At 69.2% G+C, this 13771-nt stretch carries 10 protein-coding genes; 3 read left to right on the top strand and 7 right to left on the bottom strand.

Annotation, left to right across the window (positions count from 1 at the left end; genetic code table 11):
* The first annotated feature begins 1 nt into the window (after position 1).
* From SH203_RS08100 to SH203_RS08090, 3 genes are all read left to right on the top strand, one after another.
* Positions 2 to 3283: an efflux RND transporter permease subunit gene (locus SH203_RS08100; protein WP_087120369.1), complete on the top strand. Its 3282-nt coding sequence runs from the start codon at positions 2 to 4 to the stop codon at positions 3281 to 3283.
* Positions 3280 to 4713, top strand: a complete 1434-nt coding sequence (locus SH203_RS08095) for an efflux transporter outer membrane subunit (RefSeq protein WP_087120368.1) — start codon at positions 3280 to 3282, stop codon at positions 4711 to 4713. The genes SH203_RS08100 and SH203_RS08095 overlap by 4 nt, the downstream gene beginning before the upstream one ends.
* 151 nt (positions 4714 to 4864) lie before the next feature.
* Positions 4865 to 5071 carry a hypothetical protein gene (locus SH203_RS08090; RefSeq protein WP_234989431.1) on the top strand — a complete coding sequence of 69 codons (207 nt, stop codon included), beginning with the start codon at positions 4865 to 4867 and terminating at the stop codon, positions 5069 to 5071.
* Here SH203_RS08090 and SH203_RS15635 read toward each other — a convergent pair.
* From SH203_RS15635 to SH203_RS08060, 7 genes are all read right to left on the bottom strand, one after another.
* A complete protein-coding gene (locus SH203_RS15635) occupies positions 5068 to 5244 on the bottom strand; it encodes a hypothetical protein (protein ID WP_200808859.1) in 177 nt (58 codons plus the stop codon). The genes SH203_RS08090 and SH203_RS15635 overlap by 4 nt on opposite strands.
* Before the next feature lie 68 nt (positions 5245 to 5312).
* Positions 5313 to 6416, bottom strand: a complete 1104-nt coding sequence (locus SH203_RS08085; protein ID WP_087120366.1) for an HlyD family secretion protein — start codon at positions 6414 to 6416, stop codon at positions 5313 to 5315.
* A gap of 13 nt (positions 6417 to 6429) precedes the next feature.
* On the bottom strand, positions 6430 to 8142 hold the full coding sequence (locus SH203_RS08080; protein ID WP_087120365.1) for an MFS transporter: 1713 nt from the start codon (positions 8140 to 8142) through the stop codon (positions 6430 to 6432).
* The gene (locus SH203_RS08075) at positions 8142 to 8717 is read right to left on the bottom strand and encodes a TetR/AcrR family transcriptional regulator (protein ID WP_087120364.1); all 576 of its coding nucleotides are present in this window, start codon (positions 8715 to 8717) and stop codon (positions 8142 to 8144) included. The genes SH203_RS08080 and SH203_RS08075 overlap by 1 nt, the downstream gene beginning before the upstream one ends.
* A gap of 109 nt (positions 8718 to 8826) precedes the next feature.
* Positions 8827 to 9336: a GNAT family N-acetyltransferase gene (locus SH203_RS08070; RefSeq protein WP_087120363.1), complete on the bottom strand. Its 510-nt coding sequence runs from the start codon at positions 9334 to 9336 to the stop codon at positions 8827 to 8829.
* The gene (locus tag SH203_RS08065) at positions 9333 to 11408 is read right to left on the bottom strand and encodes a S46 family peptidase (protein WP_087120362.1); all 2076 of its coding nucleotides are present in this window, start codon (positions 11406 to 11408) and stop codon (positions 9333 to 9335) included. The genes SH203_RS08070 and SH203_RS08065 overlap by 4 nt, the downstream gene beginning before the upstream one ends.
* Before the next feature lie 175 nt (positions 11409 to 11583).
* Positions 11584 to 13677, bottom strand: coding sequence for a S46 family peptidase (locus SH203_RS08060; RefSeq protein WP_087120361.1), 2094 nt, complete (start codon positions 13675 to 13677; stop codon positions 11584 to 11586).
* Positions 13678 to 13771 lie beyond the last annotated feature (94 nt).

The following is a 13771-nucleotide window of genomic DNA, read 5'->3' as shown; positions in this document are numbered from 1 at the left end:
CATGAACATCTCCCGCTTCTTCATCGATCGGCCGATCTTCGCGGCCGTGATCGCGGTGGTGATTTCGATCATCGGCATCGCCGCCTATCCGCTGCTGCCCCTGTCGCAGTACCCCGAGATCGCCCCGCCGACGATCACCATCAACGCCGCCTATCCCGGCGCCTCGGCGGAGACTTTGGCCGAGACCGTCGCCGCCCCCATCGAGCAGGAGGTGAACGGCGTCGAGAAGATGCTCTACATCACCTCCTCGTCCACCTCGGACGGGGCGGTGGCGATCACCGTGACCTTCCAGCCGGGAACCGACCTCGACGCCGCACAGGTGCTGGTCCAGAACCGGGTCGCCCTGGCCGAACCCCGCCTGCCCGAGGCGGTGCGTCAGACCGGCGTGGTCGTCAACAAGGCCGAGAGCGGCTTCCTGATGATCCTGGGCCTGACGTCGCCGGACGGCACGCTGGATAACGACTATGTCGGCAACTACGCCAACTCCACGCTGCGGGACCGCCTGCTGCGCATCGACGGCGTGGGCGCGGTCCAGGTGTTCGGCGGCGGCAACTATTCGATGCGGGTCTGGATCGACCCGGCCAAGGCGGCCGAGCGCGGCCTGACGGGCCCCGAGATCGTCTCGGCCCTGCGCGCCCAGAACGTCCAGGCCGCCGCCGGCTCCATCGGCCAGCCGCCGTTCGCCAACAGCGCCGCCTCCTTCCAGCTGCCGGTTCAGGTTCAGGGCCGTCTCAGCGACCCCGACGAATTCTCCAAGGTCATCCTTAAGACGGACGCCCAGGGCCGCGTCACCTATCTGCGCGATGTGGCGCGGATCGAACTGGGCGCCCAGGACTACGGCATTCGCGGCTTCTTCGACGGCCAGCGCGGCGTCGGCATCGCCATCGTGCAGCAGCCGGGCGCCAACGCCCTGGGCACCGCCGACCGCGTCCTGACCGAGGTCGAGGCGCTGAAGGCCGACCTGCCGGCCGGCATGACCGTCTCGGTGCCCTACAACCCGACCGAATTCGTCGCCGCCTCGGTGGAGTCGGTCCAGCATACGCTGGTCGAGGCCGTCATCTTGGTCGTCATCGTCATCATGGTCTTCCTGCAGACCTGGCGCGCGGCCATCATCCCGATCATCGCCATTCCCGTCGCCCTGGTCGGCACCTTCGCGGTGCAGCTGGCGCTGGGTTATTCGATCAACTCCCTGTCCCTGTTCGCCCTGGTTCTGGCGGTCGGCATCGTCGTCGACGACGCCATCGTCGTGGTCGAGAACGTGGAGCGGGCCATCGGCGAGGGCCTCAGTCCCAAGGAGGCCGCCTATCGTTCGATGCAGGAGGTGTCCGGCGCCCTGATCGCCATCGGCCTTGTGCTGATCTCGGTCTTCATCCCGACCATGTTCGTGCCCGGCATCCCCGGCATCTTCTACCGCCAGTTCGCGGTCGTGATCGCCTCGGCCTCGATCATCTCCCTGTTCGTGTCGCTGACCCTGTCGCCGGCCATGGCCACCCTGCTGCTGAAGCCGCACAGGAAGGACCACGACCATGCCCGCAAGCCGGGCGTGCTGGGCGCGGTCGTCTATTACGGCGGCTGGGCTGGGCGGAAGTTCAACGAGGGCTTCGACTGGCTGTCGGATCGCTATGGTCGCCTGACCGCGCGTCTGGTGCGCACGGTCGGTCTGGTGCTGATCATCTACGCCGGTCTGCTGGGCCTGACCGCCTGGCGTCTGGTGGACACGCCCTCGGGCTTCATTCCCGAGCAGGATCAGGGCTTCCTGATCGGCGTCATCCAGCTGCCCGCCGGCGCCTCTCTGGATCGGACGGAGGCGGTGATGAGCCGCGCCACCAAGATCATCCAGGGCACCGACGGGGTGAACGGCACCGTGGCCTTCGCCGGTCTGGACGGGTCCAGCTTCTCGTTCGGCTCCAACGCCGCGACCATCTTCGTGCGCCTCGATCCGTTCGAGCATCGCACCAAGCAGGAGGCCGCGACCGCCCTGGCCGGGGCCATCACCCAGGCCACGGGTCAGATCGAGGACGCGCAGATCTTCGTCATCGCCCCGCCGGCGGTTCAGGGTCTGGGCACCGGCAACGGCTTCTCGATGATGATCCAGGATCGCGAAGGCGCCGGCTATCGGCCGCTGGAGGGCGCAACCTTCGCCATGATGGGCGCCGCCGCCCAGGCGCCGACCCAGGTGAACCAGGTCTTCTCGACCTACAACACGGCCTCGCCGCGCATCACCGCCGACGTCGATCGCGACAAGGCGCTGATGATGGGGGTCCAGCCCGGCGCCGTGTTCGACACCCTGGGGGTCTATCTCGGCTCGTCCTACGTCAACGACTTCAACATGCTGGGCCGCACCTTCCGGGTGACGGCGCAGGCCGAGCCGCAGGCGCGCGACGACATCGCCGACATCGCCAATCTGAAGACCAAGTCGGCGTCGGGGGCCATGGTGCCGATCGGTTCTGTGGCCAATCTGACGAACGACTCGGGGCCGGCGCGGATCGTGCGCTACAACCTGTTCCCGGCCGCCGAGCTTCAGGGCAACGCCGCGACGGGCGTGTCGTCGGGCCAGGCGCTGAAGGTCATGGAAGACATGGCCGCCCAGACCCTGCCCCAGGGCTTCTCCTACGAATGGACGGGCCTGGCCTATCAGCAGAAGGCGGCCGGTTCGGGCGCGACGGTCATCTTCCTGATGGCGGTGGTGTTCGTCTTCCTGGTGCTGGCGGCGCAGTATGAGGCGTTCACGCTTCCGCTCGCGGTCATCCTGATCGTGCCCATGTGTCTGCTCGCCGCGATCATCGGGGTGAACCTGCGCGGTCTGGACAACAACATCCTGGTCCAGATCGGTCTGGTGGTGCTGATCGCCCTGGCGGCCAAGAACGCCATCCTGATCGTGGAGTTCGCCAAACAGGCCGAGGAAGAGCAGGGCATGAACCGGTTCGATGCGGCGGTCGCCGCCGCCAAGACCCGCCTGCGTCCGATCCTGATGACCTCCTTCGCCTTCATCCTCGGCGTCGTGCCGCTGATGCTGGCCTCGGGTCCGGGCGCGGAGATGCGTCAGTCGCTGGGCACCTCCGTCTTCTCGGGGATGCTGGGCGTGACCTTCTTCGGCCTGATCTTCACCCCGGTCTTCTATGTGGTCTGCCGCTGGCTGTCGTCGAAACTGCCGCAGGGCCACAAGCCGGGACCGAAACCGACCTCGAACCCTGACCGGATCGAGCGTTACGACGAAACCAGCGACCTGACCGATCCGAACGCGCCTGCGCCCGCGACCGGCCGGGGAGGGGACATCCGATGACCCGCAAGACCACCCTCAGCCTCCTGACCGCCGCGGCCTCCAGCGCGCTTCTGGCCGCCTGCGCGGTCGGGCCGAAGGCGCCGCCGGCGGACCTGCCGACGGCCGGAACCGGCGCCTTCGTCGGCTCGGCCAGCCCGACGGTCTCGACCGCACAGGCGCGCGACGACTGGTGGCGGCTGTACGACGACCCGGCGCTGGACGCCCTGATCCAGCAGGCCTTCGCCGAGAACAACCAGCTGGAGGCCGCCTTCGCCAATCTGCGCGCCGTGCGGGCGTCCCTGTCGGAGGCTCGCGTCGGCCGCTTCCCGACCACGACCACCAGCGCCCAGGCCCAGCGCAGCCGCGCCTCGGCCGCCACGGTTCCCGGCCTGCCGGCGGGCGAAAAGGCGCCCGAGGTCGACACCTATGACGTCGGCGTTCAGGCGGCCTATGAGGTCGATCTGTTCGGCCGGGTGGAATCGACCATCCGCGCCGCTCGCGCCGACGCCCGCGCCGCCAAGGCCGCCCTGGCCACGGTCCAGGTGACGGTCGCGGCCGAGACCGCCCGCGCCTATGCCGACGTCTGCTCGGCCAACGCCCAGATCGCGGTGGCCGAACGGACGCTGGAGCTGCAACGCAACACCGCCGGTCTGACCCAGACCCTGCTCGACGGCGGAGCGGGCACGGGGCTGGACGTGGCCAGCGCCCGCGCGGCCGTGGCCCAGACGGCGGCGACCCTGCCGACCCTGCGCGCCGCCCGCAACGAGGCGCTGTTCCGTCTGTCGACCCTGATCGGCCGCACCCCGGCCGAGGCCAGCCAGGCGGCGGCGTCCTGCGTGCGTCCGCCCCAGCTGACCCAGCCGATCCCGGTCGGCGACGGCGCGGCGCTTCTGGCCCGTCGCCCCGACGTGCGTCAGGCCGAGGCGGAACTGGCCGCCGCCGCCGCCCGCGTGAACGTGGCGACCGCCAATCTGTTTCCCCGCATCAGCCTGGGCGGTTCCTATGGTTCGACGGCGCTGAAGTCCGGCGATCTGGGCGAGGACCGGAACTTCCGCTTCAGCTTCGGCCCGCTGATCAGCTGGTCCTTCCCCAACGTCTTCGCCGCCCGCGCCCAGATCAGGGCGGCCGGCGCCCGGTCGGACGCGGCGCTGGCGACGTTCGACCAGACGGTGCTGACGGCCCTGCAGGAGACGGAGACGGCGCTCAGCAACTACGCCAACGAGCTGGACCGCCGCGCGGCCCTGACCGAGGCGCGCGACCAGGCGGCCCGCGCCGCCGAGCTGTCGCGCCTGCGCTTCAACGCCGGGGCCGACAGCTTCCTGCTGGTCCTGGACGCCCAGCGCACCCAGGCGGCGGCCGACGCGGCCCTGGCCCAGTCCGACGCCCTGGTCACGACCTATCAGATCGCCCTGTTCCGCGCCCTGGCCGGCGGCTGGCAGGCCGACGGCTGATCCCGTCGCGAAGCTGAAAACGAAGGGCCGGGCGATACGTCGCCCGGCCCTTTTTCGTTCGTCCACAGTTTGGCGACAGACTGTGTGTTCCGCATTTGTTCCAACCATGCTCTAACCGTCTGCGGCGGTCGGCGGCGTGATGGAGGATCAGATGAACGATGCAATCCTGGCCCAGATGATGGCCGAACTGGACGCCGAACTGGCGCGGGCCGAGCCGTCCCTGCCGGCCTGTCCCGAACACACCCGCCAGACCGAGATCATGCGCGCCCTGGCGCTGGGCCTGGGCAATTTCGAACGGATGCGGGCGCACGACGCCCACCTGCTGGCGGCGCGCGTGTCGCCGCGCCGCGCCGCCTAGGGCTTGCGCTTGAAGGTGTCGCCGATGACCGAGGCGTCCGGGCCGTCCGGCCCGGCGCTCTTGCGCGCTGCCTGACCGACGCGCTTCACGGCCTTGTCGGAGGTGGCGCCGTCCGGCTTGCCGGCGGGGTCGGCGCCGTTCTTTTCCCGGCCCTTGGTCTGTTTGCGGTCCATGATCGTCTCCTGCCTGAACAGAAGGGAGCGTGGGGCGGGCGAACCTGTTCCCCCAGCTTTTCTGCGGATCAGCCCGCCGTATCCACCTTGGCCACCACCGACATGCCCGGCGCCAGGCGCTGGGCCGCGTCCTGGCCCGGGTCGATGCGGATGCGCACGGGGATGCGCTGGGCGACCTTGGTGAAGTTGCCGGTGGCGTTGTCGGGGCGGATGACGCTGAACTCGGACCCGGCGGCGGGGGCGATGCGTTCGACGCGGCCGGTTAGGCTCTGGCCGCCCAGGGCGTCGACGGTCAGGACGACGGGCTGGCCGATGCGGATGTTCCGCATCTGCGTCTCCTTCATATTGGCCGTGACCCAGACCACGTCGGGCACCAGGCCCATCAGCTGCGTGCCGGCGGTGACATACTGGCCCTGACGCACCCCGACCTCGCCCAGGCGGCCGGCGCGCGGGGCGACGATGCGGGTGTTGGCCAGGTCGATCTGAGCCAGGCGCACGGCGGCGCGGGCGTTCTCGACGGCGGCGGCCAAGCTGTCGCGGCCGACCACGGCGGAGGTGACGCCGGTCTGGGCGATGCCCTCGGCGGCGCGGGCCTGGGCGACCTGGGCCTGGGCGCTGCGCAGGGCGGCCTCGGCGATGTCGACATTGGCCTGGGCCACCCAGCCGCCGGCCTTCAGGGTGCGGGCGCGCTGGGCGTCGGCCTGGGCGCGGGTCAGGGTCGCCTCGGCGGCGGCGATGGAGGCGCGCTGCTGGGCCACCGATCCGCGCGCCGACGCCTGGGTTTGGGTCGAGTTGGACAGGGCCGCTTCGGCCGCGTGCAGACTGGCCTGGGCCTGCTCCAGCCGCTGGCGATAGATGCGGTCGTCCACCTGGGCCAGCAGCTGGCCCTGCTGCACCGTCTGGAAGTCCTGAACCGGAACGGCGGTGACATAGCCGCTGACCTGCGGGCTGATCAGCGTCACCTGGCCGCGCACATAGGCGTTGTCCGTGCGCTGGACCGCGCCGGTGAAGGGCGGCAGTTGCCAGGCGTAAAGCACCAGCAGGACGCCGAACAGGGCGACGGCGGCGGCGATCACCGTCCACAGCACGTTCTTCCTGGGCGCGGGGGCAGGCGCGGCGGCCGGGGCGGCGGGGGCTTGTGGAGCGGGAGCGGGCGGGGCGGCGTCGGTCATGGCGGGTCTCGGTTCAGTCGGCGGCGGCGACGGCGGCGGTCTTGGCGGCCGTGTCGGATGAGGCGGCGTCGCTGTCGGCCCGGCGGGCGGTGCGCCGGGCGGCCCAGCGCGGCCGCAGGTGGGTCACAGTCACCCAGGCGCAGCCCAGGGCCGCGATCATGGCGATGACCAGGAAGACGTCGTCATAGGCCAGCACATTGGCCTGCTGCGTCACCTGTCGGCTCAGCAGGACCACGCCCTCGGCGTTGCGCTGGGCCGGGTCGGTCAGGGTGGAGGCATAGGCGCCCGACAGCTGGCGCAGGCGTTGGACCACCTGCGGGTCGATGGCCGAGATGCCGGCCGCCAGCTGGTTGGAATGGTATTTCTCGCGCACGACTTGCAGGCTGCCGGTCAGGGCCGCGCCGGCCAGGCCGCCCACGTTCTGAAACACGCTGAACATGACGATGAAGCTGATCAGGTTCTCCTTGCCCTGGGTCAGCACCTTGGCGACGCCGATCATCAGGGCCGGGCCGATGAACATGGCCGAGGCGAAGGCGATCAGCGCTTGGCTGAAATAGAGCTGGGCCGGTCGGGTCAGCACGGTCGAATGGCTGTCGATCCAGGCGCCCAGGGCGATCAGGGCCAGGGCGATGGCGATCGGCTTGTTCAGCTTGGCCATGTTCAGGGTGAAGGCGCTGACCAGGGTGCCGGCGATCATGGACAGCAGGATGACGAGGAACAGCCCGTGCAGCTGGTCCGGCCCCAGACCCACGACCGTCAGAAAGCCCACGGCCCCCGAGGTCTGTTCCGACAGCACCATGCGGATCAAGAGGATGGCGCCGAACAGCCGCAGCAGGTCCGGCCCGGTCAGCCAGCGGGTGTTGATCAGCGGATTGGCGCGATTGTGTTCGATCAGGACGGCGGCGGCCAGCAGCACGATCGACCCGACCAGGGCCCAGCCCAGCCACGCCGCCTCGGTCCACCAGACGATCCGCCCCAGCCCCAGCACGGCGCACAGCAGGGCCACGCCCGGCGCGAACAGGGCGAAGGTCAGGAAATCCAGCCGGTCGAACACGCGCATCCGCTCGGACGGCGGCAGTTTCAGGATCTGCACCGCGCCCCAGGCGACCAGACACATCCCCAGCTCATACAGATAGAAAGCGCGCCAATCGCCCATCTGCAGCAGGCTGGGCATGATCAGGCGCGAGATCGGCACGGCGAAACTGGCCAGGCCGATGCCGATGATCAGCCCCTTCAGCCGGTGCGCCGCCGGAAAGGCCTGGATCAGATAGAGGAAGCCCAGGCTGCTCAAGCCCGCGCTGGCCATGCCGGCGATGGCGCGCACCAGCAGCGTCGACTGATAGTTGTCGACCAGCAGGTGGGCCATGCAGACCAGAACGAAGGCCCCCAGGAAGATCTGGGTGAACAGGCGCAGGCCGTACTGCATTCGGAACTTGACCAGGATCAGGTTCATGCAGGCGTTGGTCATGACGAAGACGACCGGCAGCCAGGCCGCCTCGGTCGCCGTGACGCCCAGCGAGCCTTGCAGGTTCTGGATGTTGGCGGTGACGGCGGCGTTGCCCAGCGATCCGACCATGGCGACCAGCACGCCGGTCAGGGCGTATTGAATCCGCATCGGCCAGGAATGGTCGGGCGTGGCGGGCGAGCCGGGCATCATCGGCCGCTCGTGCGGCTTCAGCGTCTCGACATACTGGTCCCAGGGCAGATGCCAGTTGTTGCGGGCCATCAGCGGCCCTCCGCGCGCGGTTTCAGGCCGTCCAGGATGATCGCCCGCGTGCGTAGCGACACGGCCTCGCGCTCGGCCGCGTCGGCGCCCTGGAACCCGGCGCCCAGCAGGGTGGCGATCAGACGAATGTCCATCGGCCGCAAGTCCTCCCGCACCAGACCGGCGGCCTGGGCCCGCTTCAGCGACGCGGCGCCCGCCTCCATCAAGCTCTGCCGCAGGGGGGTAAGCGCATCCGGCGACCGCACGTTCCGCACCAGCCCCGCCAGACCCGCATTGCGGATCATGTCCTCGGCCAGCCGGTCCAGGAACCAGAAGAAGACGGCCGGATCGTCGCCCTGTTCGGCCGTGCGCCGCCCCAGGTCCGCCACATCGGCCTCCAGCACCGCCAGGGCCAGTTCTGTGCGGTCGACGAAATGCCGATAAAGCGTGCCGCGCCCGACCCCGGCCTTTTCCGCGATCAGGTCCAGCGGCGCGTCCAGCCCCTGTTCGGACAGCACGACGCGCGCCGCCTGCAACAGGGCGGCGCGGTTCTGAACGGCGTCCTTTCGGACAGGCTTGGGGGCGGGGCGCGACATGACGAGGCGCTTAAATGGACAGTCGTGTCCGTTTTGCAAGCCCTTTGTTTTCGTCATTCCGGGTCTTCGGGCCAAGCGGCCCTTCGCCCGGAATGACGAAAGAAGAGGACTAAAGCGCCTTTTCCAGCACCACGAAGTCCAGCGCCGGCCGGGGCGGATCGACGGGGAAGGGGCGGGTCTCGCCGGTGGGCGCATAGCCGCGTCGCCCATACCAGGCGATCAGTTCCGCGCGGCGATGGATGACGGTCATCTCCATGCGCCGCGCGCCGAAACGGGCCACGGCTTCGGTTTCCGCGGCGGCCAGCAGGTGACGCCCCAGACCGGACGCCTGCACCGTCGGCTCGACCGTCAGCATCCCCAGATAGGCCCGGTCCCGACCGGCGCGGGCGACCTGGACGCAGCCGACCAGAATGTCTCCGTCATGAGCCAGCAGGATGACCCGCGCGGGATCGGCGATCAGGCCGCCCAACTCCTCGGCGCTGGTCCGGTCGTCGAACAGCAGGTCGGCCTCGTGCGTCCAGCCGGCCTTGGCCGTCTCGCCGCGATAGGCCCGCTCGATCAGCGGATGCAGGGCGGCGATGTCGTTCGCTGTCGCCGCCCGAAAGACGATCTCGCTCAACGGCGGACGCCCAGCTCCGCCAGCAGATGATCCATCCCATAGACGTCGCGCAGGGCGACCGTCACCGCCTGGGTCGTCACGATGACGCTGCGGTTGGTGTTGCGGTCGTAGCCATAGGCGTTGCGCTGGGTCAGGACGGTGGAATCGAAATTGGCCCCGATGATCTCGCCCTTCGCGTTGACGGCGGGCGAGCCGGACGAGCCGCCGATGGTGTCGGTGGACACGGCCATGTCCATCACCGCATTGGGGTCGATCCGGTCCCGGGCGGCCATGAGCTTGGGCGCGACCTTGAACGGCTCGGCGCCCGTCGCCCGGTCCCACAGGCCGGCGAAGGTGGTGAAGGCGGAAAACCGCTGGCCCGGCACGTCGGAGCCTTCGACCTTGCCATAGGTCAGGCGCAGGGTGCCGGTCGCGTCGGGATAGACCGCGTCGCCATAGGCGGCGAAGCGGGCGGCGGCCAGCTGTTCGGAGGCGCGGTCGGTCGGGGCCTTGACCTTGTTCTCCCATTCGGCGCGAACGGCGCGGGCGTCGGCGTCGATCGACAGCACATATTGGATCATCGGATCGTCCGACGCCTGAACCGCCGCCAGACCGCCGGTCCACAGGGCGCGGCGCACCGCCGGATCGGCCAGTCTGGTGCCGGCGACGACGCGCGCCGACAGCTGTTCGGGGCTTTCACGACCCAGCAGGGTGCGGACATAGGGGCTGTCGACCGTCAGCCATTCGCGGGTCTTGGACAGCCACCACTCCAGACGAATCTGCTCCAGTTCGGGATAGGTGGGCTTTTCGGCGAACAGGCCGGATTCGACGCCGGGCAGGCGGCTGTCGGCCAACTCGGCCAGACGCTGATCGGACGGCTTGGCCCGCTCCTGCGCGCCGCGAACGATGGCTTTGGCCCACTGGAACAGCTGCGATCCGCCCGCCACGGAGGTCGTGCCCATGGCCGTGCCGCCTTCCAGCAAGGCGGTGGGCGCATACAGTTCGCGGGCCAGCGGCTGGATGGTCTTCAGCGCCTCCCACGGGTTCGAGCCGTTGGCGTTGGCGGCGGCGTAGCGCTGCATGAAGTCGGCCTCGGCCGCCGCCTTGGTTCCCATGAAACCGGCGTCGGTCAGGGCGCGCATCCGGCCCAGGCCGCGCTTGTAGGTGTTTTCGACGCCGACGATGGGGTCCATGGCGATGAAGGCCTGGTCCTCGCCTTCCTCGGCATAGCGGATCAGACGCCCGCGCAGTTCGGACGCGATCAGCTGGTCCAGCGGCAGGACCACGTCGCGGATGGTGGCCAGCTGATCCATGGTCAGCAGGCGCTGTGTCGCGCCGGGATTGCCGGAGACGAAGACGGCCTCGCCCTCGGTCGGCTTGTCGGCGTTCCAGACGAAGTGGGTCGGCGTCTCCACCGGCTTGCCGTCTTCGTACAGGCGGATGAAGGCCGCATCGATGGCGAAGCGCGGGAAGGAGAAGTTGTCCAGATCGCCGCCGAAGGTCGCGGCGCGGTCTTCCGGCGCCCAGGCCAGGCGCACGTCCGTATATTTGCGGAACCTGTAGAGTTTGAACTGGCCGCCCCGATACAGGCTGACGACCTGACAGCGGATCTTGGGATCGTTACCGCAGGCCTCGGTCTCGATCCGCCCCGCCTCGGCCTCGCGCGCCTGGGTGAAGGCCTGGCCGTCCAGTCCTTCGCCCGCCTTGTGCATCCGCTCGGTCACGTCGGAAATGTCGGTCAGGATTTCGGCCGTGGCGCCGGGGCATTTGCGCTCTTCCTCGCGCGTCTTGGGCGTAAAGCCGGTCTCGCCATACTGCTGCTGGGGCGTGGACAGGTTGGCGACGCAGGTGGCGACGCAGTGGTTGTTGGTCATCACCAGCCCCTGGCCCGACACCACCCCCGCCGAACAGCCGCCGAACTTCACCGACGACAGCCGCACCCGATCCAGAAACGCCTGATCGATGTTGGTGCCCAGCGTCTGGTTGGCGCGGGCGATGGGGAAGTTGTCATAGGTCCACATGCCTTCCTCGGCGCGCGCCGAAGTGGCGGCGAAGGCGAGGACGGCGGCGGAGGCGAGGAGAAGAGGGCGCATGGGCAAGTCCTTGATGTCTCCTCCCTGCTTTGCGGGGAGGTGGCGCGGCGCGTCTTCAGCGCCGTGACGGAGGGGCTCTTCAATACATGACAGGCGCCGGTGCGCTGGTGAAGAGCCCCTCCACCGCTTCGCGGTCCCCCTCCCCGCAAAGCGGGGAGGAGACTTCGTGGTCGTCCTAGCGACGCACGCCCAGTTCGCGCAGCAGGCGCGGCTGGTTATAGACGTTGCGCAGGGCCTCGGTGATGGCGGCGGTCGAGACCGTCACCGTGCGGTTCAGTTCGGGATCGTAGCCGAAGCTGCCGCCCAGCGAGTGGATGTTGCCGTCGAAGGCCGCGCCGATCACCTCGCCCTTGGCGTTGATGACGGGCGAGCCCGAGTTGCCGCCGATGATGTCGTTGGTCGAGACGAAGTCATAAACGGTCGCCTTGTCCACCTTGTTCTCGGCCGCCAGCCAGTCGGTCGCGGCGTTGAACGGCTCGGCGCCGGTGTTGCGCTCGTACAGGCCGCCGATGTGGGTGAACGGCTCCACCGTCACGCCGCGATAGGTCCAGCCCTTCACCTGGCCATAGGACAGGCGAAGCGAGAAGGTCGCGTCGGGATACAGGTTGGCGCCGTACACCGCGAACCGGGCCTGGGCGATCTTTTCGCCCGCGCGGCTGGTCGGGCCGGACACGGCCGATTCCCACTGGGTGCGGATCGCCTGGGCCGCGTCGTCATTGGCCAGCACGAACTGGATCAGCGGATCGCCGGAGGCGGCCAGCTGCTCCGGCGTCATGGCCAGGGCCTGGGCGCGGAAGGCGGGGTCGGCCAGGCGCGTGCCGTCGATCAGGCGCGCGGCGACCTGTTCGGGGCTTTCCTTGCCCAGCAGCGCCTTCACGTTCGCATTGTCGACCGTCAGATATTCGCGCGTCTTGGACAGCCAGAAGTCCAGGAAGATCTTTTCCAGATCGGTCGAGATCGGCGTCTCGGTCGCCAGGCGGCGGCCCAGCGAGGCGATGTCGGCGTCCGAATAGCCGGCGCGGCGCTCAGCCACAGGCTTGGCCCGCTCCTTGGCGGCGCGGACAATGGCCTTGGCGTAGCTGTAGAGCTGCGAGCGTTGGCCGGCCGCCGATTCCAGCTGGCGATAGGGCAGATAGAGGTCGCGCTGGGCGGTGGAGACGCGCTCCAGATCGGCCCACGGATCGCCGATGCGCTGGGCCAGGGCCGGGGCGGCGGCGACGCGCTGACGCAGTTCCTGCTCCTCGCGGCGTTTGGTCGCCATGAAGGACGGATCGGTCAGGGCGCCCTCTTGGCCGTAGAAGACCTTGAAGCTGTTCTCCAGGCCGAACAGCGGATCGACGGTGACGCGCTTGGCCTCTTCGCCGGTGGTCGAATATTCGATCAGGCGGCCGCGCAGTTCCGACGACTGGATCAGCGTCAGCGGCATCTGCTGGTCGCGCAGGACCTCCAGCTGGGCCACCGTCAGCAGGCGCTGGGTCGAGCCGGGGTTGCCGGCGACGAAGGTGACGTCGCCTTCCTTGGGCGCGTTCGGGTTCCAGGTCAGGTGGTTCGGCGTCGCGACCGGCTTGCCGTCCTCGTAGAGGCGCAGGAAACCGGCGTCCAGGGCGTAGCGCGGGAAGTTGAAATTGTCCGGGTCGCCGCCGAAGAAGGCCGCCTGGAACTCGGGCGCGAAGACCAGGCGCACGTCGTCGTATTTGCGGAACTTGTACAGCTTGTACTGGCCGCCGCGATAGAAGCTGATGACCTGGCAGGTCAGCTTCTGGTCGTCGCCGCAGGTCTCCTTCTGGATCTTGTCGATCTCGGCGGCGCGGGCCTGGACGAAGGCGGCGCCCTCAAGCCCGGCGCCGGCGCCCGTGACGCGGTCGGTGACGTCGACGATGTCGGTCAGGATCTCGGCCGTCTGGCCGGGGCATTTCTTCTCTTCCTCGCGCGAGCCGGGCATCCAGCCGTTCTTGACGTAGTCGTTCTGGGCCGTGGACAGGTCCTGCACGCAAGAGACGACGCAGTGGTGGTTGGTCAGAACCAGCCCTTCGGCCGACACCAGCGAGGCCGAGCAGCCCTGAAGGCGGACGGCGGCGTTGCGGACCCGGTCCAGCCACGCCTGGTCGATGTTGGTCCCGTATTTCTGGTTCACCGTGGCGATGGGGAAGTTGTCGAAGGTCCACATCCCCTCGTCGGCCCTGGCGGGCGAGGCGGGGGCCGACAGGACGGCGGTCGCGGCGCCCAGGGCGGCGAGCGAGGCGGTGAGGCGAAGCGAAGGCAAGGACATCAAGGGTATCTCCCGGAGCGCGGGACGGGGGTCCCGTCTGTTATGTTGTAACTAGCGCCGACCAGCGTGCGGCGCCAAGAGCCGATGGCCGCCT

Source organism: Brevundimonas sp. SH203 (assembly GCF_002157625.1).
Taxonomy (GTDB): domain Bacteria; phylum Pseudomonadota; class Alphaproteobacteria; order Caulobacterales; family Caulobacteraceae; genus Brevundimonas.
This window is presented reverse-complemented; position numbering and strand designations above follow the sequence as displayed.

Coding starts and splice junctions, on each gene's coding strand:
- SH203_RS08080 (WP_087120365.1), bottom strand. CDS start 8,142: ATGGCCCGCAACAACTGGCATCTGCCCTGGGACCAGTATGTCGAGACG.
- SH203_RS08095 (WP_087120368.1), top strand. CDS start 3,280: ATGACCCGCAAGACCACCCTCAGCCTCCTGACCGCCGCGGCCTCCAGC.
- SH203_RS08100 (WP_087120369.1), top strand. CDS start 2: ATGAACATCTCCCGCTTCTTCATCGATCGGCCGATCTTCGCGGCCGTG.
- SH203_RS15635 (WP_200808859.1), bottom strand. CDS start 5,244: ATGGACCGCAAACAGACCAAGGGCCGGGAAAAGAACGGCGCCGACCCC.
- SH203_RS08090 (WP_234989431.1), top strand. CDS start 4,865: ATGAACGATGCAATCCTGGCCCAGATGATGGCCGAACTGGACGCCGAA.
- SH203_RS08060 (WP_087120361.1), bottom strand. CDS start 13,677: ATGTCCTTGCCTTCGCTTCGCCTCACCGCCTCGCTCGCCGCCCTGGGC.
- SH203_RS08075 (WP_087120364.1), bottom strand. CDS start 8,717: ATGTCGCGCCCCGCCCCCAAGCCTGTCCGAAAGGACGCCGTTCAGAAC.
- SH203_RS08085 (WP_087120366.1), bottom strand. CDS start 6,416: ATGACCGACGCCGCCCCGCCCGCTCCCGCTCCACAAGCCCCCGCCGCC.
- SH203_RS08065 (WP_087120362.1), bottom strand. CDS start 11,408: ATGCGCCCTCTTCTCCTCGCCTCCGCCGCCGTCCTCGCCTTCGCCGCC.